This is a genomic window from Streptomyces sp. NPDC038200 (assembly GCF_055600785.1).
The window spans coordinates 1-24,761 of sequence record NZ_JBVJYH010000014.1; the positions used below are offsets into that span (position 1 = coordinate 1).

8 protein-coding genes and 1 pseudogene are annotated in these 24,761 nt (G+C 74.9%); 2 read left to right on the forward strand and 7 right to left on the reverse strand.

The genetic code is table 11. The features are described 5' to 3' along the window. Positions 1–392: 392 nt before the first annotated feature. Both ACZ7KF_RS26175 and ACZ7KF_RS26180 read right to left on the reverse strand, forming a co-directional pair. Positions 393–1,526: pseudogene (locus ACZ7KF_RS26175) on the reverse strand (alginate lyase family protein); the annotation flags it as partial. A gap of 434 nt (positions 1,527–1,960) precedes the next feature. Then, positions 1,961–3,766 (reverse strand): hypothetical protein, encoded by a 1,806-nt coding sequence (locus ACZ7KF_RS26180; RefSeq protein WP_471079662.1) that lies wholly within the window; start codon positions 3,764–3,766, stop codon positions 1,961–1,963. Between the two features lie 299 nt (positions 3,767–4,065). On the opposite strand from ACZ7KF_RS26180, the gene ACZ7KF_RS26185 reads away from it, so the two are divergent. Then, positions 4,066–4,920, forward strand: a complete 855-nt coding sequence (locus ACZ7KF_RS26185) for a SpcZ (protein ID WP_471079665.1) — start codon at positions 4,066–4,068, stop codon at positions 4,918–4,920. A gap of 49 nt (positions 4,921–4,969) precedes the next feature. On the opposite strand, the gene ACZ7KF_RS26190 is transcribed toward ACZ7KF_RS26185, so the two are convergent. From ACZ7KF_RS26190 to ACZ7KF_RS26210, 5 genes are read right to left on the reverse strand one after another with little or no spacing between them, the layout of a single operon-like run. Then, positions 4,970–5,845 carry a TauD/TfdA dioxygenase family protein gene (locus ACZ7KF_RS26190; RefSeq protein WP_471079668.1) on the reverse strand — a complete coding sequence of 292 codons (876 nt, stop codon included), beginning with the start codon at positions 5,843–5,845 and terminating at the stop codon, positions 4,970–4,972. Between the two features lie 40 nt (positions 5,846–5,885). Then, positions 5,886–6,593: a hypothetical protein gene (locus tag ACZ7KF_RS26195; protein WP_471079671.1), complete on the reverse strand. Its 708-nt coding sequence runs from the start codon at positions 6,591–6,593 to the stop codon at positions 5,886–5,888. Further along, on the reverse strand, positions 6,559–7,596 hold the full coding sequence (locus tag ACZ7KF_RS26200; protein WP_471079674.1) for a GSCFA domain-containing protein: 1,038 nt from the start codon (positions 7,594–7,596) through the stop codon (positions 6,559–6,561). The genes ACZ7KF_RS26195 and ACZ7KF_RS26200 overlap by 35 nt, the downstream gene beginning before the upstream one ends. Before the next feature lie 32 nt (positions 7,597–7,628). Next, positions 7,629–17,495, reverse strand: coding sequence for an amino acid adenylation domain-containing protein (locus ACZ7KF_RS26205; protein ID WP_471079677.1), 9,867 nt, complete (start codon positions 17,493–17,495; stop codon positions 7,629–7,631). Beyond that, on the reverse strand, positions 17,492–21,487 hold the full coding sequence (locus tag ACZ7KF_RS26210; protein WP_471079680.1) for a non-ribosomal peptide synthetase: 3,996 nt from the start codon (positions 21,485–21,487) through the stop codon (positions 17,492–17,494). The genes ACZ7KF_RS26205 and ACZ7KF_RS26210 overlap by 4 nt, the downstream gene beginning before the upstream one ends. A gap of 256 nt (positions 21,488–21,743) precedes the next feature. On the opposite strand from ACZ7KF_RS26210, the gene ACZ7KF_RS26215 reads away from it, so the two are divergent. After that, the gene (locus tag ACZ7KF_RS26215) at positions 21,744–24,638 is read left to right on the forward strand and encodes a non-ribosomal peptide synthetase (RefSeq protein WP_471079682.1); all 2,895 of its coding nucleotides are present in this window, start codon (positions 21,744–21,746) and stop codon (positions 24,636–24,638) included. Positions 24,639–24,761 lie beyond the last annotated feature (123 nt).

A 24,761-nucleotide genomic window follows, 5' to 3' on the forward strand; every position in this document is an offset into this window, starting at 1 on the left:
TCGACCACGGCCCCGTACTGCTCCTGCAACGCCGGCACCGCATCACAGCCCTGGGCCAGTTCCTTGCCCGAGGCCCCGCCGAACGACGCGATCACCTCACCGCCGGAACCACGCAGCCCTTGCACCGCGGAGAGCCACTTCTCGTCCGTGACCGGGGTGTTGCCGTTGAAGGTGGCCTTGCAGCCGCCGCCGTCCAGCACGAACGCCAGCGTGGCGTACTTCAGCCCCGCCTGACGGGCCTTCTCCAGCTCGTCGGGCGACCCCCACGTCTCCACGTACGGGGCCGCGTACCGCGACGGGAAGCCCATGGACCCCTTCCCGGGGGGAACCACCGCACCCGTGACGGGGGACGCGGACGAAGTGGCCGACGGCGTTGGCGCGGTCGCGGGGCCGGCCGGGTTGTCGGCGTGGGTGAGGGTCTCCCACGCGACGAACAGGTCGTTCGTCCCCGCGGGACGGTTGCGCTCGGTGAGCTTGGCCGTCTCGGGCAGGTCCTGGCCCAGCCTGGTGTGCAGGGCGTTGTATCCGACCTCGGTGACGGGTCCCAGGTCCTGCTTCAGGCTGCCGCCGCAGACGGAGGACGGCACGGCGGCGCCGAGCGAGTACTTCGACTGGAACTCCAGTGCCTGCCGCAGGCGCTCGCCCACCTGGGAGTACAGGTCCTGCCCCTGGTTCCAGGCGGTCTCGGCGACGTGGGAGATCGCGGAGATGCCGTAGCCCGTGTGCGTGAGGTCCCGGCACGTCTCCTGGGTGAGGCCGGAGGTGAAGGTCGACTGTCCCTGCCACAAGCCGACCGTCGCCGACCTCTCGCCCGCGACTCCCGACGCCGTCTTGGGCAGGGAGCCGTCGGAGTCCAGGTAGACGTAGGCGGCGACCCGCTTCAGATAGCGGGCCACCGCCTGGTCGTAGCTCGCCCGGTCGTCGAGGAAGACGGAGATGCCGACCGCGGCCTCCATCATGCTCAGTTCCCAGTTGCCGTTGCTGTCCGAGCCCTTGATGACCTCGGGCAGGTAGACCTCGCGCAGCATTTTCGCGAAGCGGTCCTCCTGGGGCCAGCCGGTGTGGGTGGAGCGGATGATCTCCGCGGCGCGCGGCCACACGGACCCGGCCCAGCCGGTCTGCAGCGGTGCGTTGCTGTCGGTGTGGGAGGTGATCGTCGACGACCACGCGTCCATGATCTCGATGGCCTTCTGGGCGTACTTCTCGTCCTGGGTGAGGTACCAGGCGAGCGCGTCGGTGTACGCGGCTATCGCGTCCTGCCGCTCGGCGGTGCACCCGTTGTCGGGCTGGGAGTACGAGCCGCACTCCACCGTCTGCCGGGGGCTCGGGTTCCGGGACAGGGAGGCGTAGGGGCTCGCCATCATCTGGTCGAAGGCGCCCTTCCAGGGCTGGCTCCCCGCCTGCACCTTCTCCCGTACGAAGTCCAGTTGCGGTCTGCTCTCCATCACCCCCGGGTGGGCGAACGCCGTCGGGGAGGGATCGCCGTCCTGTCCCGCGAGCGCGGGGACCGCCACGACCGCCGTCATCAGCGTCGCGATCAGGGCGCCGAGGGCGACTCGTTTCTGCTTCTCCGTGTACCGCCCGGGTGAGCGGCGGAGAAGTGCGTTGAACATGGGGCACGCCTTCCAGGAGCCGGTGGCCAGTTCCATCGGGGTTCGGCAGCCTGCGTGGCGCGCCCTCGGCCGGTGACGCGGGGCGTCCCGGCATGTCGCACGGAGGGGCGGTCCGCCCGGCTGGGAACGGGGAGAGCCGCTCCCCGGGGTGCCGGGGTCACCCCGGCCGTCGTCGAAGGGAGCCGCCTCCGCGCGTCATCCTTCTGGCGGCCGACCGCAGCCCGCCAGCGCGAGGGCGTCACCGTGCCCCTTAGGTCAGGGGAACTGTCCGAACACCCCGCGGGGACCCCGCGTTCGGCGGGGCCGCAGCGTACCGGCGGGTGACCTCGTACCGGCGGGCCGCCGTGTCAGGCTCCGCCGGTGCCGCGCCAGCCGCGCCGGGCCCGGGTGAGTTCGCGTACCGCCGCCCGGTCGAGTTCCGGGTCCTGGGGGGTCTTGCCGGGTTCGACCTCGCGCATCATGACGACGCCGGGTTCCGCCGCGAGGACGCGGAACCGGGTGCCGGGCAGGAACAGCACCCGGTCCGGGGACAGCGGGTCGAGCAGGTCCGTGCGGCGGCCGTCCACCGACCAGATGAGGAAGTCGGTGTTGCCCGGGGCGTCGCCGGGGCCCAGGGCCGATGCCTCGCAGGCGTGCGGGTCGACCACCAGCGACTGCCCCGCGTACCACTGGCGCATCGCCTCGTCGAGCGTCGCCCGCAGGCCCGTCGCCCCGTGGTGCACGGGGAGCATCCGCAGCCCCGTGCGCAGCAGTGCGCCGTCGGCGGGCGTCGGCCGACCGGCCGCCGCTTCCGCTCCGCTGCCGTCCGGGTCCGCGGTCTCCGCCAGCCGGCGGAGCACCGCCGCGAGACCGGCGACGGCGTCCGGCTCCGGCCGGTCCGCGGTGAGTTCGGGATGTCGGTGCAGGACCTCGGCCGCGACGGACAGGGAGCCCTCGTGCTCGGTGCCGGGGGCGGTCGTCGGCCGGGCCCCACCGGTGTGTCCGCCGGTCCGCCCGCCGCTGGGCCCGGTGCGGGAGCCGGCGGGGTCCGGGGAGGCGCCGGTGCGCGCGGCCGGCCCCGCCGGGGTGGTCCGGCCGCGGTCGGCGGTGGGACGGCAGACCCCGAGGCGGACCGCACCGCGCAGTTCGGGCGGGAAGGACTCCAGCAGGTCCGCCGCGAGTTGTCTGAGCCGGGGCAGCGCCGCCGCGGAGTCGGCGTCGCACAGGATCCGTTCCCGGCCGGGGTCCGGGTCGGCGGCTCGCACCTCGGCCGCGTACGGCGGGTCCTGCGGCAGCCGCACCCACAGGCCGCTGCGCACCACCTCGACGACCGCGTCCTCGGCGAGGAGGTGGGTGCCGGGGCTGATCTCGGCAAGGCCGTCGAGCGGCCAGCCGTGCGCCACCGCGAAGGGCGTCGGCGGGGGTGCGGCGGAGTCGGTCGGCGGCAGGTGGACGAACTCCCGTCCCCGCACGGGGCGGCCCGGGGAGCCGTCCTGCCGCACGAGCAGCACCTCGCCGGATCCGTCGGCGCCGCCGGGTATCCCGTTGTACAGGCGCACGGGTTCGCCGACCACCTGGGCGAGGACGTCCCCGAAGTGCCTTCCGCCGCTGAGGCGGGTGGGCCCGTAACAGACGAACCGCACCGCCGGTCGCAGGTGCGGGGGCAGGCTCTGCCGGAGACGGGCGACGTCGGCCAGTGGCACCGGCTCCGCTCCCGGGACGCCGACCACCACGGTGAGCAGGTCGGCACGGACGCGCAGGCCGGAAAGCCGCGTCCGGTGGTCGTACCGGGTGTCGCCCGCGCCCGCCGGACGCAGCCAGACACCGGCGGGAAGGGGTTCGGCCACCGCCGAGCCCAGCGACCAGGGCCGGTCGGGGAGGACGGAGTCCCACGAGGGCCTCGGGAAGCGTCCGGAGTCCGGCGCCATCGGGGCGCCGGGTGTGCCACGGACCCGTCCGGCGTCCCGCTCCGCGGCGCCCCGTCCGGAGTCACGGTCCGGAGCGATCCGTCCGGAGTACCGGTCCGCGGCGCCGGACGGCCCGCCCGCCGCTGTCACCCTCCTGCCCGGACCGTCGGCGAGCCGCCCGGCGGTGGCGGTGCCCCCGGCCGTGCCCGCGCGGGTGGTGGCCGTCGGCCGCGGGCCGGCTTCCGCTCCTGTCTGGTTGCCGTTCATGCGCTGGTGTCTCCCTGAGAGGGCGGTCTCCCCGCGGTGGGCGGTGTGCGACCGGCCGGTGCACCCGGGGACCGTTGATCAACTGTAGAGCGGGCCGGCCACCGGTCCACCGCGGCCGTGCCGTCTCCCGTGCGCGACCTGGCACTTCACGCCGGACGGGCACGGACCGTGCCCCTTCGGGCAGCTTCCGCGCGATCGGTGGAGTCCGTCCGGCGCGCTTCCTAGGCTGCGCGGCCTGCCGACAGACCCGGCCGCCGCGTCCGATCACGCGCGCCGACCTCCCCGGACTGGAGAACCGTATGAGCCGTACCCCGGCCGCCGCCACGTCGTCCGACGGATTTCTCGCCCGCCTCGAAGCCGGCCTGGCCGCCACCGCCCCCACCGCCCCCGGGACCGAAGGTGGTTCGGTGACCGCCCCCGGGCCACCGGACTGGCTGTGGCAGGTGCTCGCCGTGCTGTACGACGGCCAGGACGCGGCCGTCGCGAAGGACTGGGCGCTGCGTGTGCACGGCGAACTGGCACGGCTGGCCGGCCGGGTGCCGTTCAGCGTGGTGCACGACTGGCACGCGCACTCCGTCGCGCCGGTGCTGGCGGAGGCGAGCGCCCGGCATGGCCGGCCGCGGGAGCCGCAGGAAGCGGTACGGGACCTGCACCTGCGGGCGCTGGCGGGCGAGCGCGTCACGGAGGCCGAGTGGGAGGCGGTGCTGGAACCGGCGTTGCGGGCCGCCTACCGCCTCGCCTACGCCTGGGCCGACGCCTTCGCGGACGCGTACGCCGGGGCCCACGCCTACGCCGTCGCGAACGACTACGGCGCCGAGCGGGCCGCCGAGTTCGCGGGCAGCTACGCCGAGTCGAACACCGGCGCCAACGCCGCCTCCTTCGCCGACGGCAACGCTCTGGCGCACGCCGGCGCGACGGCGGCGGCCTGGGCGGCGGCCGACGCGCGCGCCTACGCGGAGACCTGGCCCTACGCCCATGTACAGGTCTGCGCCCTCGCGTGGGCCGCCGACGGGGAGCGGCCGACGGCGCCGGAGGTGGGCGGAGAGCGGACGGCAGCCCCTGAGGTGGGCGGGAAGCGGGCGGAGCGGCTGCGGTCCGTCCACCGGCGGTTGGCCGACGGACTCGCCGACGGCCTGGCCCGGGTGGTGTCCTGACGCGCTCGGGCCGGTGGGCGGGGTCGGCGGCCCCGCCTACCGCGGGACCTCACGCCTCCGGTCGCTGTCCCTTGATGGCGACCCGCCGGCCGTGGCGTGCGTGCGGGTAGTAGTCCCAGACGGCGTGGTGCTGGACGCTGCGGTTGTCCCAGAACACCAGGGTGTCGGGGGTCCAGCGGACCCGGCAGCTCAGCATCGGCGTGCGGGCGACCAGGTCGAACAGCAGGGTGAGCAGTGCCGTGCTCTCCGCCCCGGACAGCTGCACGATGTGCGAGGTGTAGGCGGGGTTGACGAACAGCAGCTTGCGGCCGGTCTCGGGATGCCGCACCACCACCGGGTGTTCGTTCCTGGGCAGGACGTAGCCCTGCGGAGGGGTGTGGCCCTGCCAGGCGACGGCGTCGTCGTGGACCGCCGTCAGGCCGTCCAGGAAGGCCCGCATCGCCGGGGACAGCATCTCGTAGGCGAGGTGCATGTTGGCGAACAGGGTGTCGCCGCCGCTGCCGATGTCCGGGGTGCGGGTGATGTGGAGCATCGAGCCGAGTGCCAGTTCGGGGTTGGAGGTCCCGTCGGCGTGCCAGCCGTGGCCGTCGACGTCGGTGGAGTCCTTGTCGGCGCTGATCTCCAGGATCACCGGGTCGCGGCCCTCGGGGACGGCCACCGGCAGCGGGCGGAGTTCACCGAAGCGGGCGGCGAACCGCTTGTGGTCCTCGGCCGACAGCACCTGGTCGCGGAAGACGAGCACGTGGTGTTCGAGGAAGGCGTGCCGGATCTCGGCGAGCTGCCGGTCCGGCAGTTCGCCGGACAGGTCGACGCCGGTCACCTCGGCGCCGACGACCGGGGTCAGCGGGTCCGCGGTGATCGTCTCGTAGACCGTCCTGGGCCTGGTGGTGAGGCGCTCGACGGCGTCCAGTACGAACTTCTCCATGATGTCCTCTGCGTCTTCCTCGTGCGGGGGTCGGTCCGGGTCACAGGCCGCGCGCCAGCAGGTCGGCCAGGATCATCCGGCCGAAGGCCAGATTCCCGTGGATGGTGTCGTCGGGCTCGCACAGCTCGGGGCGCTGCCGGCCGGTGGCGTCGGTGGCCCGCTCGCGCAGGTCGACGATCTCCACGCCGAGCGGGAGCAGGGCTCGGCGGAGGGTGTCCTGCGCGGCCCGGAAGACCTCGGCGTCGGCGTGGCCCGGCACCCGTTGCGGCGGCATCACCGCGAGCGTGCGCAGCCCGAGTCGCCGTGCCCGGCGGTAGAAGGCCAGCGCTCCGCGGGACATCGACGACACGATGCCGTCGAACTGCCGGCTCGCCAGGAAGCCGGGCGGGAACGCGCCGCGCACCCGGTAGACCTTCCAGTTCTCGGCGGTGGCGACGAAGTGGGTACTGAATCCGAGGGTCGACACCAGCGGCACCGTCAGCGCGCCGAGGGCCGGGGTGTCCAGCTCGGCCAGGAAGCGGCGGTAGTACCGGTCGGCCTCGGGCTTGCGGAACACGATGTCGTCCCCGCGGACGTCGAAGAACTCGGCGGTGAACTCCCGTCCGGCGCCGATCGGGCCCCCGTGGAAGGGGATGCCCGCCGCCTTCGCCGCCCGGCCGATCGGGCCGGCGTGCGAGTCGCCCAGCAGCAGGAACCGGGCGGGGGCCGCGGTACTAGAAGGGGCTGTAGTAGTCGAGTACGGCGTCATCGCACCAGACGTCCTCTCCGCGTTCGGGCCGGGAGGCGGCCGGGGGCTGGGCGAGTGCGCCGAGGAACCGGTCCATGACGAAGGCGACGCCTTCCGGGGTGACCGTGCGCAGGTTCGGTTCGAAGAACGCCGCCTTGAAGGGCGCGCCGGTGATGATCTCGTACGCCGGGAAGTAGTCGATGTGGTCGTGTTCCTGGGCCAGTTGCCCCGCGACGGCCCGCAGCACGGACTTGGAGTACGTGGTGGCGGTGAGCGCGTGGCCGCCGGTGGCGGTGGCGGTCAGCGGTACGGGCGAGACGGTGAGCACGACGCGCAGCGCCGGGTTGGCGGCGCGGGCGAGCGCGAGGGCGGCCGACAGGTCCCGGTGCACCTCGGCGAAGGTGAAGTTGCGGAAGGCGTGCCGTGCGGCGTCGAAGGTGCCGCGCACGGTGCCGGGGCAGACCGGATGGACGGCGCCGGTGGCGCGGTTCTCCCAGGCCTCGGTCAGGCCCAGGGTGAAGATCAGGCAGCCGGCCGTGGCGAGGGCACCCGCGATGGCGTCCAGGGTCGTGCGGCGGGCGGCCAGCATCGCCTCCGCCGAGTCGTACCCGTCGGGTTCGACCGAGGGGCGGTACGGGTCGAAGAAGCGGCCGTCCTCGCACCAGACCTCGTCGGGCGGGGTGGTCTCGCCGCTCGCCCAGGACAGCCACTGCCGGAACACCGCGGCGGTGTAGACGTTGCCGGTGCGGAACGAGAACGCGCCGTACTGGCGGCTCTGCCGCTCGGCCGGGGTGAGTCCCGGCGGCGCGGGCTCGGTGTCACGCCAGTTCATGCCGCGGTCGAGCAGGGCGGGCCCGATGTGCCGGGCGAAGCAGGAGCCGACGGTGAGGACGGGGGCGTCCTGCCCGAGGGAGAAGCCCGGGGTCCACAGGTCCGCGATGGCGGAGGGGTCGGGCTCGGCCACGGCGGAACGCCAGAACGAGCGGGGCGGCAGCGACTGGTACGGATTCTGGTGCGGGTGCACGGCGGGGGTCTCAGGTTCCTTCCGGGGGCGCGTCAGCGGGGCTCGTCGGCGGCCGTCGCCGCCGCGTTGATCTCCTCGGCCACCGTCCGGGCCTGTGGCGGCCGGACGACGCCGTAGTGGTCGGTGTCCAGGACGCGGCAGTGCGCCGGCCGGGGCAGATGTGCCCGCCACAGGTCCAGCTGCTCGGCGGGGGAGCCGAGCGCGGGCAGGCCGGGCACCGGGCGGCCGGCCAGCCAGAGCCGGGCGGGCGTGCCGGACGGGCGCGGCGGCTCGTACCCCGCCATGCTCGCGAGGTTGGCCCGGCAGCAGCGTGCCAGCCGCTCGGCGTACTCGCGCGCGGCCTGCCCCGACGCCGCGTCCGCCGTCTGCCCCGGCTCCGCGTCCGCCCTCCGCTCCGACTCCGCCTCCGTCGCCTCTCCCTGGTCCGTGTCCGTGCCCCTCGTGCCCAGTTCGTGGGCGAAGACCGCGTCGATATGGGCTTCGTCGTAGTCCGCGAAACGCGGGCCGGCACCGGGCGGCGGCGGGTCGAGGAGGAAGAGCCCGGCCGCCGCCCGGCCGGCCGCCTCCGCCTGTGCGGCCATCTCCAGGGCCACCCAGGCACCGAAGGACCAGCCGGCCAGGTGCAGGCGCCACTCGCCGTGCGGGAAGCGCCGGCGCAGGGCGGCGTCGTAGCGCCGGGCCCGTTCCGTCAGGGACCACGCGGGCGCGGGCCGGTGCAGGGCGGGGTCTGCGATCAGGGCGACGGTGAGGCGCGGGTCGAGCGAGGACACCAGGGCCCGGTACGCCTGGATGTCGCCGCCGACGGGGTGGACCAGGCACAGCAGGTCGCGTCCGGTGCCCTGCTGCCACACCTCCAGGGGGATCCGGTCGTCGGTGTCCGCTTCGGCGTGTACGGGCTCGCCGAGCAGCGTCAGCACCTCCCGCAGGCTGACCCGGTGGCTCATCCGGGAGAGTTCGAGGTCGACGCCGAAGTGCCGTTTCACCTCGCTGATCAGGTCGAGCAGGGTGAGCGAGTCCGCGCCCAGGTCGTACAGGGACGCGTCCGGGTCCAGTTCCTCCACGCCCAGCCAGCGGCACAGGTGCTCCGCGAGCAGTCCGGCGGGCCGGTCGGTCTCCTCGGGGCGGGGCGCGGACGCCTCCGGTGCGGGGGGTCGTGCCCCGGTGGGGTGCGGTACTCCGGCGGAGGGCTGTGCCGCGGCGGGGGCCTCGGCAGGGGCCTCGTAGAAGCCGCGGGCCTGCTCCGGAGGGGTCGTGGACACCAGCAGATGCGGCAGTTGCAGCCGCAGGGCCCGTTCGAACACCCGGCGGCCCTCCGCGACGCCGAGGCCGACCGCCAGGTGCGCCTGATGGCGGGCGTCCGACCGGAGGGCCTGCCGGGCCATCCCGGCCTCGTGCCAGACGTCCCAGCCGACGCAGAGCCGCAGCGTGGTCTCCGCCGGGGTGGCCCGGTGGCGGGCGAAGCCGTCCAGCAGACCGCTCGCCGCGGCGTAGTCGAGCTGCCCCACGCCGCCGAACAGGGCCGCCATCGAGGAGCAGTACACGGCGAACTCCGGCCGGTGGCGCTCGATCACCGCCTCGACCAGCAGGGCACCGTTCAGCTTCGCGGCGGTGGCCCGTCGCATGGCGGCGCCGTCCCGACGGACGATGAGGTTGCCGGCCGCCACGCCGACGGCGTGGATCACGCCGTCGATCCGGTCGGTGTGCCGTTCGATCAGGTCGAGCACCGCCGCGGGCGGCTGCTCGGCCAGGTCGGCCCCGACCACCCGGACGCGGTCCGCCCAGGGCGCCAGCCCGGCCGGCAGGATCGGCCGCCGGGCCACCAGGATCACCCGGCAGTCGGTCCGCTCCAGCAGCGCGGCCGCGAGGGTGCCGCCGATGCCGCCCGTGCCGCCCAGGATCAGGTGGACGCCGTGCGCCGCCACCGGCACCTCGGCGGTTTCGGGGGGTGCGGTGACCGGCAGCAGGGTCTGCCGCCACCAGTAGCCCTGCCGCAGCGCCAGCCGGCGCTGATCCGGGGCGGAGGCGTCCGCCTCCGCCAGGACCGGTGCCAGCAGCGGCGCCCAGTCGGCGAGGTCGGCTCCCGGCAGGTCCAGCCAGCGCCCGGCGACGCCGCGCTCCTGGCGTGCGACGTCGCAGATGCCGGCCAGCAGGCCGAGTTCCGGCCGGTCCGTTCCGCCCTCCACGGGCTGGGCCCGGTGGGAGAGCCAGAAGGCGCGCAGCGGGCCCGCCTCCGTCCGGCCGGCCATCGCCCGGATCAGCGCGGCCGGCGTGTCGACGCAGGCCCAGTGGGCCCGGGCGAGCGACTCCTCGTCCACCGCCCCGTCGACCGCCAGCGGCAGCGCGTGCAGCCAGTCGACGCCCGTCCGGGCGTCGTCGGCCAACGCGTCCAGGAGCAGGTCCAGCGAGTCGGGGTCGGCCGGGTCGACCTGGTAGCGGTCGTCGGCCAGCCGGGCGAAGGCGTCCGCCGCGGCGACCCGGACCACCCGGGTGTAGGCCGCCCGCAGGGGACGCACCGCGGCCTCGGGCAGCGGCTCGGCCGCCATCACCACCAGCAGTCCGCGGGCGGGCGCCGCGGGACCGGCGGGCAGGGCCCGGCGCAGCCGGACCCAGTGCGGCTGGTGCAGCCACTCGGCTTCGGGCAACCGCTGCGGCCCCTCGGGGGCAGCGGGTGCGGAGGCGGAGGCGGAAGTGACTGCGGGCGCGGACGCGGAGGTGAAGGCGGAGGTGGAGGTGGCTGCGGAGGCGGCTGCGGAGGTAGGCACACGGGTGGTGGCGCGCGGGAAGTCGTAGTCGGCGAGCCGGAAGGCGGGCGGCGGGAAGTCCCAGGGGGCCTGCGCCGGGCCGGCCGGCCAGTGGATCGTCCGCCCCGCCAGCCAGGCGTCGGCCAGCTCCTGAGGCGTACGGCCCGCGGCGGGGAGGCTCTCCTCGCCCGGTGCCACCTCGCTGCCGGTCGCCGTGCGCAGCCAGGCCACCGCGGCGGCGGCGTCCGGGCAGTGCGCCGCCAGCCGCCAGCGGCGCGCGGGGCGTCCGGCCTGGAGGTGCCGCAGCACCCGGGCGTAGCTCTCGGGGTGGTCCCGCAGGTAGTCGGCGATCCGGGCGGCGTCGGCACGCAGGGCCTCCGCGCTGCTGCCGGACAGCATCAGACAGGGCACGGGCGCGGGGGGCGCGGCCGGTGCCGGCGCCGCCTCCAGCAGCAGGTGGGCGTTGGTGCCGCCGATGCCGAAGCTGCTCACCGCCGCCACCCGCGGCCGGTCCGCCGGCCACGGCCGGGCCTCGGTGGGCACGTAAAACGGCGCGAGGTCGCCGATCCGCGGGTTGACCCGGTGGAAGCCGATGGTGGGCGGGATCACTCCGTGGTGGACCGCCAGGGCGGCCCGCACGAGTCCCACCACCCCGGCCGCGGCGCCCAGATGCCCGATCTGGCTCTTCACCGACGACAGCGCGCACCTGTCCGACGGACCGGGGTCCAGGGCCTGGCGCAGCGCGCCCACCTCGACCGGGTCGCCGAGCTGGGTGCCGGTGCCGTGCGCTTCGACGTAGCCGATGTCGGCGCCGGTACGGCCGCCGCGGCGCAGGGCGGTCCGGATCACCTCGCGCTGGCCGGCCAGTGACGGGGCGCTGTAGCCGAGCTTGCCGGCGCCGTCGTTGTTGAGGGCCGAGCCGGTGACCACGGCGTAGACGGTGTCGCCGTCGCGCAGCGCGAGCCGCAGGGGTTTGAGCACCACCACACCGGCACCGCTGGCGCCTATGGTGCCGTCGGCGTCGTCGCTGAAGGGCCGGCAGTGTCCGTCCGCGGAGAAGATGTGCTGGGGCTGGTAGGCGTAGCCGTCGGTGAGCGAGGTGTCGACGAGCACTCCCCCGGCCAGCATCACCTCGGCGTCGCCCTGGCGGAGCAGGCCGGCCGCGAGGTGGACGGCCACCAGCGAACTGGCGCAGGCGGCCTGCACGGTGAACGCCGGTCCGGTCAGGCCCAGGTGGTAAGCCGCCTTGGTGGCGAGGAAGTCCTTCTCGTGGTGCAGGGCCAGCTGGAAGCCGTCGGGCAGGTGCGCCGGATCCGCCTCGCGCAGCAGGGACTGGAAGTAGGTGTTCTCTCCGCAGGCCGCGACCAGGCCGACGGGCCGGGCGGACGGGTCGGCGACCCCGGCGTGGGCGAGCGCCTGGACGCAGGTCATCAGCAGATGGCGCTGCTGGGGGTCCATGAGGCGCGCGTCCCGCCGGCTGATGCCGAAGTGCTCCGGGTCGAACGCCAGCGGTCCGGACATCTGGCTGCGGGCGCCGACCAGGCCGTCCGCCGCGTCGAAGTACGCGATGCCGCTGCCGCCGCCGCGCACCATCCGCCAGAAGGAGGACAGGTCGTCGGCGCCGGGCAGCCGTACCGCCATGCCGATGACGGCGACCGGCTCGTCGGCCGACGACGGGTCGACGGCCACGGCACCGGCCGACGGCCGGTCCACCGTGCCGCCGACGGGGGAACGGGGTGCCGTGGTGCCGGCCGGGGGCCGGGAGGCCGTGGTGCCGGCCGAGGGACGATGGGCCGTGGGCGGGTGTCCTTCCAGGAAGCGGGCCAGGCGGCGGACGGTGACGTGCTCGAACAGGTCGGCGACGGTCAGCGCCAGTCCCAGTTCCGTGGTGCAGCGCAGGTGGAAGCGCATCAGGTCGAGGCTGGAGGCTCCCGCGTCGAAGAAGCGCTGGTCGGGCTGGACCGGTGCACCGGTCACCGCCTCGAACAGGCCGGTGAGGCGCCCCTCCAGCGAGGACGGGCGGGGCGCGGCGGCGGCGCGCGGGGTCAGCTCCTCGCCGGGCGCGGTGAGCGCCCGGCGGCGGTCCAGTTTGCCGCTGGGAGTGCGCGGCAGCGCGGCCAGCCGGCGGAAGCGCTGGACGCGTACGTGGGGCGGCAGCAACGGCGCCAGATGGGACGCCAGTTCCTCCGGTGCCGGGGACTGGTCGCGGAACTGGAGGCAGGCCGTCAGCTGCTCGCCGTCCAGCGCCACCACGGCGTTGACGATCGCGGGGTGGCGCAGCAACGCGGCCTCGACCTGGCCGAGTTCCAGCCGGTGGCCGCTCAGCTTGATCTGCTGGTCGTCGCGCCCCAGGTAGTGCAGGAGCCCGTCGTGGTCGAACCGGGCCAGGTCGCCGGTGCGGTAGAACTGCCCGAGGCCGGGCAGTTCCACGAAGCGGGTGCGGTTGAGTCCGGCGTCGCCCAGGTAGCAGGGCGAGACCAGCGGACCGCCGATCAGCAGCCGGCCGGGGCGTCCCGGTGGTACGGCCTGGTCGGCCTCGTCGACGACGCGGAGCAGGGTGTTGGCCACGGGCCGGCCGATCGCCGGGCGTTCCGGCCAGTGCGCCGGGTCGCCGTCCAGGCACAGGGCGCTGACGACGTGTGTCTCGGTCGGGCCGTAGTGGTTGAACAGGCGTGCGCCGGGCATCCCGGCGAACCAGCGGCGGATGGCGTCCGTGCACAGCAGCTGCTCGCCCGCGGTGATCACCTCGCGCAGCCGCGAGGGATAGCGGCCGAGGTGGACGGCGTGCTCCGCGAGGAGTTGCAGCGCGACGTAGGGCATGAAGACGCGTTCCACGCCGGCCGACTCCAGCTGGGCCAGCAGCGCGGGCGGGTCCTGCCGCCAGCCTGGCCGGACCAGGTGCAGGAAGCCGCCGCCGCACAGGGTCCCGAAGATCTCCTGGAAGGACACGTCGAAGGAGAGCATGGAGAACTGCTGGGTGACGGCGGGCGCCGCCAGGCCACCGGATTCGCTCTGCCACTGGAGGAGGTTGCACAGGGTGCGGTCGGACACCTGCACGCCCTTGGGGGTGCCGGTGGAGCCGGAGGTGAACAGGGTGTACAGCGGCCGTCGGCCCGCGTGCGGCGGCAGCGCGGGGGCGGGCGCGGTCGACAGGCGGACGGGGTGGCGGGGCAGGTGCGGCGGGGCGAGCGCGTCGAGCGCGGCCTCGTCGCCGGGCGGGACCAGGACGCACAGCGGTCGTGCCTGGTCCAGGATCTGCCGCAGCAGCGCGGGCGGATAGCCGGGGTCGAGCGGGACGGCGGTGATGTTCAGGCGGGCCAGGGCGAGCAGCGCCACCACGTGTTCGACGGAGGGTTCGAGGTGGAGCGCGATGCCACGCGGCCGGTCGTCGTCCTCGGGCGGTGCGGGGAACCGCTCCAGGAGTTCGGCGGCCAGCGCCGCGACGTGGAGGTCGAGCAGGGCGTAACTGAGGGTGCGCTCGCCGTCGGCCAGGGCGGGGGCGGTGGGTGTCCGGCGGACCTGGTCGGCGAACGCCTCGGCGACCGTGGTGCGGGCCGGCCGCGCGTGGGCGCCGCGGCCGGGGTCGGGCAGGCTGTGCCGGTACGGCGTCACCAGGTCGGCGACGGTGCCTTCCCGCTCCCCCGCCAGCCGGTCCAGCCCGTCCCGGAAGAGGTCGGCCATCGCCCGCACCTCCGCGGCGTCGAGGGGACCGTCGGCGTACTCCCACAGGCAGTCGAGGCCGTCCGCGTGCTCGACCACCGACAGGGTCAGGGGGCACTTGGCATGGGCCGGTGCCGGCCATTCGGGGCGGGCGTCGCAGCCCGGCAGGGCCAGCGCGGAGAAGTCGGTGTTCTCCAGGACGAACAGGAAGTCGAACGGTGTGCCGTCGTCGTGCGCGTCCCGGTCGGCCAGTACGTCGGCCAGGGTCACGTCCTGCCGGTCCAGTACGGCCTGTGCGGCGGCGGCGTGCCGCAGCAGTTCGGCGCGCAGCGTCTCGCGGGGCGCGACCCGCAGGGGCAGCAGCACCGTGTTGGCGAACATGCCGACGCTGTCCTCGAACTCCCGCACCGGGCGGTTGGCGACGGGGCTCGCCAGCCGCAGCCGCGAACGGCCCGTGACGCCGTACAGGCTCCAGGCGAACACGCCCAGCAGCAGCTGGAATCGGGTCAGTCCCAGTTCGGAGCAGAGCCGGTCCAGGGCGGCCCGGCGCTCCGGGTCGAGGGACGTGCGCAGCAGGCGGCCCTCGGCGCGGACCGGTTGACCGACCGGCTCCCAGAGGACCGCGGACGCCGCCTGCTCCTCCTGCTCCTCCTCCGTCCGGGCGTAGTGGGCCCGCAGTTCGGCCCGCTGGGTCCGGTAGTCCGGCCGGGTGTACCAGTCGGTCTGCCAGGCGGCGAAGTCGAGCGGGGTGGGCGCCGCGGCCGGGGCGCCCTCGTCCTCGTCCGGCGCGGCCGCGTACTCCTGCGAGAGTTCCCGGAAGAGTACGTTGAGCGACCAGCCGTCGACCGCGATGTGGTGCAGGTGCAGCAGCAGTACGCCGCCCCGGCCGTCGGGGAGCCAGCTCGCCCGCAGCAGGCGCGGCCGGGCCAGGTCGAACGGAGTGGCGAAGAAACGGCGGGCGTGGTCGTCGTGGCTCCGCTCGCCGCCGCCCGGGTCCGCGGGCGGTTCCGTCCACGGGTCGTACGGCTCGCCCACCACCTGGCGCAGTCCCTCGGTGGTGGCCTCGAACGCGGTGCGCAGCGCGGGATGGCGTACCACCAGCCGGCGCAGCGCGCGGCGCAGCGCCGTGCGGTCGACGGTGCCGCGGATGCGGAAGGCGAGCCCGACGTCGTAGGCGCGGGACCGGGGGTCGCGCTGGTGCAGCAGCCAGAGCCGCTGCTGCTCGGAGGTGGCCGGCGCGGACCGGGCGCCCGCCGGGACGGGGGGCGCCGGGTACGGAGAGCGGTCCGTGCCGCGTCCGGCCTCGACGGCGGCGGCCAGTTCCGCGAGGTCCGCCCGCAGGACCAGACTCTGGGGCAGTTCGCAGCCCCAGCGCCCGCGTACCTCGGAGCGCAGGCGCAGGGCCTTCAGCGAGTCGCCGCCGCTGGGTATCCAGCGGTCGTCCGGGCGCAGCCCCGGTACGCCCAGGACCCGGCTCGCCAGGTCGAGCACCTCACGCTGCACCGTCGTGGCGCCGGTCGTGGCGCCGGTCGTGGCGCCGGTCGTGGCGGCCGTGCTCTCGGCGCGTCGCCAGGGCCGGCCGTCGTCGCGTCGCAGCAGGGCGGCCCGGTCGGTCTTGCCGTTGGCGTTCAGCGGGAGTTCGTCGACCAGGTGGATCCGGTGCGGGCGCATGTACGACGGCAGGCCGGCCGCCAGGTGACGGTCGAAGTCGTCGAAGTCGAGGCCCTCGCCGGGGACCAGGTAGGCCAGCAGTTCGTTGACGCCCTGCCGGTCGTCCCGGCGCGTGCAGACGTACGCCTGCCGGACCGCCGGGTGGGCCAGGAGGTGGCGTTCCAGCTCCCCGGGTTCGATCCGGAAGCCGCGGACCTTCACCTGGCGGTCGGTGCGCCCCACGTACTCGATCAGACCGTCGGCGCCGCGTCGTACCAGGTCGCCGGTGCGGTAGTGGCGGGTGCGCCCGCCGTCGTGCCAGTCGAGCCGGACGAAGCGGCGTGCGGTCTCGTCCGGCAGGTTGCGGTAGCCGGCCGCCAGCGCCTCCCCGGCGAGGAGGAGTTCGCCCACCTCGCCGGTCTCGGCCGGCCGGGCGCCGTCGACCGCCACGAGCGCCTCGGTGCCCGGCAGTGTCCGGCCGATGGGCACCACGTCCCGGTCGAAGTCGCGGGGAATGGGGTGGCACAGGGCGAAGGTGGTGGCCTCGGTGGGGCCGTACACGTTGTGCAGCTGGGTGCGGCTCGCGCCGTTGTCCCGGTACCAGCGCCGGATCAGCGGGGCGTTGAGCTGCTCCCCTCCGACCAGTACCTGGCCGACTCCGGCGAAGCAGTGGGGCGCCCTGTCGACCACCGCGTTGAACAGCGCCACCGTCATGAAGAGCGTGTCGATGCGCAGGCGCAGCAGCTCGGCCGCGAGCAGGTCGGGGGTCTGCACCACCTCGTCGCCGAGGACGACACAGCAGCCGCCGGTCAGCAGCGGTACCCACACCTCGAAGCTCAGGGCGTCGAAGGCGGGGTTGGACAGACAGGCGTAGCGCGCGCCCTCGGGCAGCCGGAGATAGCCGGGCCGGGCCAGACGCAGGATGCCGGCGTCACGTACTTCGACGCCCTTGGGGCGGCCGGTCGTGCCGGACGTGTAGAAGACGAAGCTGACCGGGGCCGCGTCGGCGGTCCCCGCGGGGGCGACGGCAGCGGCAGCAGCGGGCGTGGGCTTGGGCGTGGGCTTGGCTATGCGGGCGGCTACGACTTCCGCTCCGGCTCCGGCTCCGGCTCCGGCTTCGGCTTCGGCTTCGGCTTCGGCTTCGGCTTCGGCTTCGGCTTCGGCTTCGGCTTCGGCTTCGGCTTCGGCTTCGGCTTCGGCTTCGGCTTCCAGCGGCAGGGTGTCGGTGGTTGCCGGGCTGGTGGCGAGCAAGGATGCGACCGCCAGGGGGGTCACGCCGTCCGGCAGGCCGTCGGGGGTCTCCTCGCCGTGGATCAGCGCCACGGAGGCCGAGTCGGTGAGGATGTGGCCGCGCCGCTCGGGTGGGCTCTGCGCGTCGAGCGGTACCACCACCGCGCCCAGGCGCAGGATGCCGAGCATCGCGCAGACCAGCTGCCAGGACCGCGGCAGGCAGACCGCCACGGCCTGGCCGGGCCGGATGCCGGCGCGGCGCAGGGCGTCGGCGACGGCGGCGCCGGCGGAGTCGAGCGCGGCGTAGTCGAGGCGCCGTTCGCCGTCGACGACGGCGGGGGCGTCCGGGGTACGGCGGGCCTGGGCCAGCACCCGCGCGGCCAGGCCGGCCGCTCGGGGCACGACAGGGAGGGCCCCCGCGGACGCCGGGCTCTGCGGACTCGCCGCGTTCTCTGCGGTCACCGGGGTCTGCGGGGCCGCCGCGTTCTCCGGGGTCGTCGGGGCCTGCTCGGTCACCGGGTTTCGCGCGGTCGCCGCGTTCTGTGCGGGCACCGGGGTCTGCGGGGTCGCCGCGTTCTCCGGGGTGTGCGCGGTGGGTACGGGTGTGGTTTCCATCATGCTCTCCGCGCCAGGCCGGGTCGGGCCTCGTTCGGTACGGGTCGGGGCGCCGGCCGGCCGGCCAGCTCGGATGCGAGCAGCGCGGCCACGCGCGGGACCCCGGCGGGTTCCAGGATCTCCCAGTGGTCGCAGTCCAGTTGCTCCACCCGCAGGCGGCCGGTGCCGGCTCGACGGCGCCAGTGGTCCGCGGCCGTGCGCACCGCCAGGTCGTCGAGTCCCCGCGTGGCCTGCAACAGGACCAGCCGGGCCGGGGTGGACGGTGCCCGGTAGGCGCTCGCGGCCGCCCGGTTGTGGTTGTAGACCCCGAAGTACCGCTCGATCTGCTCGTCCTCGATACCGGGGTACATGCCGTTGAACCGGACCAGCTTCTCGCGGAACTCGGCCATCTCCACCGGCTCGATCGCCTCGCGTACGGCGTCGTCCTCGCTGCCGTACGTGTCGAGGAGGACCACGCTCAGCTCGGTGTGCCCGGCCTCGGCCAGCCGGCGTCCCATCTCGTGGGCGACCAGGCCGCCGAAGGAGAGGCCGGTGAGCACCAGCGGCCCGTCGAGCAGTGGTTCGATGAGCCGGAGGTAGTCGTCCGCCATGGCCTCGACCGTGGGCAGGAAGCTCTCGCCGGGGTTCAGTCCCGGGGACTGGACGCCGTAGACGCCGTAGTCCTCCGGGAGGGCCCTGGCCAGCGGCAGGTAGCAGAAGGCCGTGCCACCGCCGGGGTGGATACACACGACGCGGCGGTGCCCGTCACCCTCGCGGAAGGCGATGAGGCTGCCGGGGGGCTGGGCCGCGGCGCCCTGCCGCAGCCGTCCGCCGAGCGCCTCGATGGTCGGGTGCAGCATGATGTCGCGGACGGGCAGCGGCTCGCCGAACGTCTCGCGGACGGCGTGGGCGAGTTTGACGGCGGAGATCGAGGTCCCGCCCAGGTCGAAGAAGTCGTCCCGGATGCCGATGTCGGGGTGGAGCAGCAGCCGCTTCCAGATCCCGTAGAGCGCCAGCTCGACGTGGTCGCGCGGGGTGGAGGTGTTGACCTGGGCGGGCCCGGCCGTCCGTGCCCGTTCCAGCAGTGCCTCGCGGTCGAGTTTGCCGTTGGGGGTCTGCGGCAGCCGCGGCACCTCCACGAAGCGTTCGGGGAGCATGTGGGCGGGGAGGCGGCGGGCGAGCGCGGCACGCCACTCGCCCGCCGGCCGGGGCACGGCCTCGCCCCGGCCGATCCCGGCCACCAGGCGGGTGCCGCCGGTCCCGTCGGTCTCGGCCAGGACCGCGGCCTCGAGAACGCCCGGCTGCTCCAGCAGCACGGCCTCCACCTCGCCGGGCTCGACGCGGAAACCACGCACCTTCACCTGGTGGTCGACGCGTCCGGCGAACTCCAGCCGGCCGTCGGCCCGCCACCGGGCCAGATCGCCGGTGCGGTACATCCGCGTACCGGGCGGGCCGTAGGGGTCGGTGACGAAACGCTCCGCCGTCAGCTCGGGGCGGCCGAGGTAGCCGCGGGCCAGGCCCGCGCCGGCGATGTACAGCTCCCCGCGGAATCCCTGCGGGACGGGCCGCAGGTGCGCGTCGAGGACGTACACCCGGGTGCCGGCCACGGGCGTGCCGAGGGGCGGGGTCCCGGTCCCGGCCAGGGGGGCGCTCATCGTGGCGCAGACCGTCGTCTCGGTCGGGCCGTACGCGTTGACCATGCGGCGGCCGGGCGCCCACTGCTCCACCAGGGCCGGCGGACACGCCTCGCCCGCCACGACGAGGGTCATGCCGTCCGGCAGGGCGTCGTGGGGCAGCACCGCCAGCGCAGTGGGGGGCAGGGTGGCGTGGGTGACGGCGTGCCGGCGCAGCACCCCGGCCAGGCCCTCGCCCGGCAGCAGTTCGTCCGCCGGGGCCATCACCAGCCGCCCGCCGGACAGGAGCGCCATGCACACCTCCCAGACGGCGGCGTCGAAGCTCGGTGAGGCGAACTGGAGCACCCGGCTGTCCGGGGTGACGGCCAGGCGCTCGATCTGGCTCGCCGAGAGGGCGGCGAGGCCCGCGTGGGTGACGACCACGCCCTTGGGCCGGCCTGTCGAACCGGAGGTGTAGATGACGTACGCCGGGGACTCCGGCAGCAGCGGGGCGGCGCGCTCTGCATCGGTGAGGTCGGCCGCGTCCGCCGGACGACCGGAGGCGACGGCGTCCGCCGGGCGGGCCGGAGCCGTGGCGTTCGCCGAGGGGGCCGGAGTCGTGGCAGGGACCGGGTCGGTGTCGTCCAGGAGGAGCAGCGGGGCGGTCGTGCCGGGCAGGGTCGGCGCGGTGGCCGTGTCGGTGAGGACGCAGACCGGGGCGGCGTCGGCGAGCAGGTACGCGATCCGGTCGGCCGGGTAGGCGGGGTCGACGGGCAGATAGGCGCCGCCGGCCTTCACTACCGACAGGACCGCCACCAGCCACCGCACCGACCGGGGCAGGGCCACCGCCACCACGCTTTCCGGGCCCACTCCCAGCCGGACCAGGTGGCGGGCCAGCCGGTTGGCCCGTGCGTTCAGCTCTCCGTACGACAGCGAGTCCGCACCGAACTCCACCGCCACCGCTTCGGGAGATCGGCGCACCCGCTCCTCGAACAGCGCGGGGAAGGGCAGCGCGGGAACCGCCGGCCCCGAGTCGTTGAAGTCGTCCAGCAGTTCGGCGCGCTCGCGCGGGGACAGCAACTCCAGGGCGGACACCGGGCTTTCCGGGTCGGCGGCCATCAGGGTCAGCACCCGGCGCAGCTGTCGGCAGTGCCGCTCCACCGTCTCCCGGTCGAACAGCGCGACCGCGTAGTCCAGGGTGCCGACGATGCGGTCGCCCTCCTCGGCCAGTGACAGGGCCAGGTCGAACTTGGCCCCGACATGGGGCACGTCCAGCGTCGTCACGTCTAGGTCCGGCAGGGCCGGCTCGCCGCCCTCGGTGTTCTGCCAGGCGAACATCACCTGGAACAACGGTGTGTGGGCCGGGCTGCGGGGTGGCTTGACCAACTCCACCACCTGCTCGAACGGCAGGTCCTGGTGGGTCAGTGCCCACAGGGTCACCTCGCGCACGCGCTTCAGCAGCCGGGCCACCGACGGATCACCGGAGACGTCGACGCGCAGTGCCAGGCTGTTGACGAAGAAGCCGATCAGCCCTTCGAGTTCGGCCCGGCCGCGGTGGGCGGTGGGCGTGCCGATCACCACGTCGGTCTGCCCGGACCACCGGGAGAGCACCAGAGCCCATCCGGTCAGCAGGGTCATGAACAGGGTGCTGCCGGTGCGTCGGCTCAACGTCCGCAGGGCGGCGGTGAGTTCCGTGTCGAACTCGACGCGGAGCTGCGCACCCCGATGGTCCTGCTCGGCCGGGCGCGGGCGGTCGGTCGGCAGGTCGAGCAGGGCGGGCGCGTCCGCCAGGGTCTCACGCCAGTACGCGGCCTGCCGGGCCACCGTGTCCGGGGCGGTCTCGCGCCGCTGCCGGGCGGCGTGTTCGGCGTAGCTCAGCGGCAGTGCCGGCAGCGGATCGTTCCCGCCGTCGCGGAACGCCGCGTACAGCTCGCCGAGTTCCCGCGTGAACACACCGGTCGACCAGCCGTCCGACACGATGTGGTGGGCGGTCACCAGCAGGACGTGCCGGTCCGCGGCCAACGTCACCAGCCGGCCGCGGAACAGCGGGCCCCGGGCGAGGTCGAACGGTGCGGTGGCCTCCTCCCGGCGCAGGGCGGCGAGCCGGTCCTCCGCGTCCGGCCGGCCGGCCAGGTCGTGCGTCCGCAGCGGGAACCCCCTGCCGGGCGGGTCGATCCGCTGGAGGACCTCACCGGCCACGGCGACCAGGCGGGTCCGCAGCGCTTCGTGCCGGTCGGCCAGCCGGTCGAGCGCCCGGATCAGCGCGTCGCGGTCCAGCGGTCCCCGCAGCTCGTACGCCAGCGGCATGTGGTACGCCTCGCCCGCACCCGGCAGCTGCGCCAGGAACCAGAGCCGCCGCTGCGCGAACGAGCACGGGAATTCGGTGGTGATGTGCTGCGGCAAGGCCGGCTTTCCCCTTCGGGCTTGTCCGCTTCGTGCAGAGGGGCACGCAAGGGACGGTGGAAACAATTCGGGCAGCGATTTTCGGCCCCGATCGACACACCGATCATTGGTCCGCCCGGAGTGCCGGTCAATGACTTTTAGGGCACACCGGTCGCGCATTCGGGCAGGGTCGGCAGGAAGCCTCGAAATAGTCCGGGCGGCAGTGAAGATCAGGCAGATCGAGTTCAATTCCCCCGACGGTGACAGGACCATTTCCATGCCCGATGAGCTGCTCGACGAGGACGGTGCCGAGCACCACCCGTCGTTCTCCGTCCTCTTCCACGGCGATCTCGACACCGCGGCACTCGACCGCGCCCGCGGAGCCGTGCTGCGCAGGCACCCGGTCCTCGCCCGTTGCGGACTGTGCCGTTCGGTGCTGGAACCGGTCGGCCCGTGCGCGCACCGGCTGCGGGTCGTCGCGCCCCGGCGGGTCTTCGACCCGCGGTCGGTGGACGTGTTCGTGAGCGATCTCGCCGCGTTCTACCGCGCGGAGGTGCTGGGCGTCGATCCCGGTCTGCCGGAACTCGCCCCCGTCGGCAACAAGGAGCAGCGGATCATCGCCGCGCTGCCGCTCGCGCGGCGGTACTGGGCGGAGCATCCGGTCGACGGCGGCCTGCGGCTGCCCGGGCCGTCGGGAGCCGTGCGGGGCGCCCGGGACGACGGGCCGGTGGAGCTGCGGACGGCGGGGCGGCTGCGGGACGCACTCCACGACGTGGCCGAGCGCATCGGTGTCACCCCCTTCGCGCTGCTGGTGGCGTCCGTGCACGCCGTACTGTTCCGTTACGGCAACACGGCGCCGGTCACCGCCCTCGACTTCGACACGCGCACCCCGTGCGAGCACGCCCGCATCGGTGCCCTCACCAACGAGTTGCCCTTCTCCTCCTCCCCGCGGGGCGGCACCGCGTTCGCGGAGTTCGCCCGCCAGGTCGGCTCCGGGCTGCGCGCACTGCACCGGGTCCGCGACGTCCCGCCGGCCCGCGCCGGAGCGGAGCCGGCGTCGACCCCCGTCCGCCTGGCCTACCGCCGGTGCACCCCGGCGCCGCGCTTCCCCGGTGTCGTCGCCACGGTCGACCGGGAGCCGGGCGCCGACGCCGTCCGCCACACCCTCGACATCGCCGTGCTGGACGGGCCGGACGGCATCGAGGCGACCCTCCGCCACCGGTCGGCCCCGCTGACGGACGAGGACGTCCGGGGCATCGGCCGGCACTGGCTGTCGGTGCTGAGCCACGTCGTGACCTCCCCGGACACCGCGCTGGCCGGACTGCCCCTGCCGGCCCCGCAGCAGGAACCGGATCCGGAGAAGGAACCGGACCCGGACAAGGAAGAGGAGGGTGCCGAGGTGAACCGGCCGCTCGCCGCGCAGGACGGGACGGTCGCCGGCCGCCTTCCGGCGACCGTCCCGGAACTGTTCGCGGAACAGGCCGCCCGCAGGCCCGACGCGGTCGCCGTCGTCCACGAGGACCGCCGACTCACCTACGCACAGCTGGAGGCCGCCGCGACCGGGATCGCCGCCCGGCTGCGCGGCAAGGGCATCGGTGCGGGCGATCTCGTCGCGGTACGGGCCGGCCGGACGGAGCTGCTGCCGGCCGGGCTGCTCGGTGTCCTGAAGGCCGGGGCGGCGTATCTGCCCCTCGACCCGGAGTATCCGGCGGCGCGGCTGGAGTTCATCGTGGCGGACTCCCGTGCCGCCTGCGAACTGGGCGACACCGAGCTGGCGGCGGCCGGCGAGGATCCCCTCCCGCCGGGCCCGGCGGCTGCCCCGCCCCCCGGCCCCTCCGCCTCCTCGTCCTCGCCTGCGTCCCCGGACGACCTGGCCTACGTCATCTACACCTCCGGCTCGACCGGCCGCCCCAAGGGCGTGCGGATCGCGCACGGGTCACTGGTCAACCTGCTGCTGTCGATGCGCGACCTGCTGGACTGCCGACCGGGCGACCGCTGGCTGGCCGCGGCCTCGGCCGCGTTCGACATGTCCGTTCCCGAGTTCTTCCTGCCGTTGGTCACGGGCGGCACGGTGGTCATGGCGGGCGGGACCCGCACGCGTGACGGCTCGGCACTGCGCGATCTGATCGACCGTGAGCGGGTCACGCACATGCAGGCGACCCCCACCGGCTGGGCGATGCTCCTGGACGCCGGCTTCACCGCGCCCGGGATCACGGCGGTCACCGGCGGCGAGGCACTCCCCCTGCCGCTGGCCCGGCGGCTGCGCCCGAAGGTCGGCAGACTCGTCAACCTGTACGGACCGACCGAGGCGACCGTCTGGTCCACGGCGGACGAGATCGGTCCCGAGCCGGAGCGGGTGACGATCGGCCGTCCGCTGGCGAACACCCGGGCCTACGTGCTCGACGGACGCCTGTCCCCCGTCCCCGTGGGCAGCGCCGGCGACCTCTACCTCGCCGGCGCCGGACTCGCCCGCGGCTACCTCGGCCGGCCGGAGCTGGACCGGGAGCGGTTCCTGCCCGACCCCTTCGGACCGCCGGGCAGCCGTATGTACCGGACCGGGGACCAGGCGCGGCGACTCGACGACGGGCGGCTGGAGTTCCTCGGCCGGGCCGACGACCAGGTCAAGCTCAGGGGCTACCGGATCGAGCTGGGCGAGATCGAGTCCCGGCTGCTCGCCGTGCCCGGGGTGGACCAGGCCGCCGCCGCGGTGCGGGAGGGCAGGCTGGTGGGCTACGTCGTCGGCGGGGCGGACGGAGGCGCCCTGCGGCGCGCGCTGGCGGCGTCGCTGCCTGCGTACATGGTGCCCGAGGCCTTCGTCTCCCTGGGCGCTCTGCCGACCACTCCGAACGGCAAACTCGACCGCTCGGCGCTCCCGTCCCCGCGGGAGGCGATGCCGGCGGCCGGGACGGCCGGGGAGTCCGGGGCCGCCGGGACCGGTACGGAGGACGTACGGGAGGCGGTCCGGCGGATCTTCCGCGAGGTGCTGCGGGTGACGGACCTGGGTGACACCGAGGATCTCTTCGACCTCGGCGGCCACTCGCTCACGGTGGCCCGGATCACGACACGGATCCGCGAACGGCTGGGCGTCGAGGTGCCGCTGCACGCCTTCTTCGACGCGCCGACGGTCCAGGGTCTGACCTCGGTGGTCACCGACCTGCGCGCCCTGGGCTGACCCGACCGGCCGGGGTCCGCCGTCGAGGACGGCGGACCCCGGCCGGGGCGCGGTGGCGGCCGCGGGCAGTGGGCGGTGGGGGCTTCCTCTGCGACGGCACACGTGTCTCCGTGGCCGGTCCGG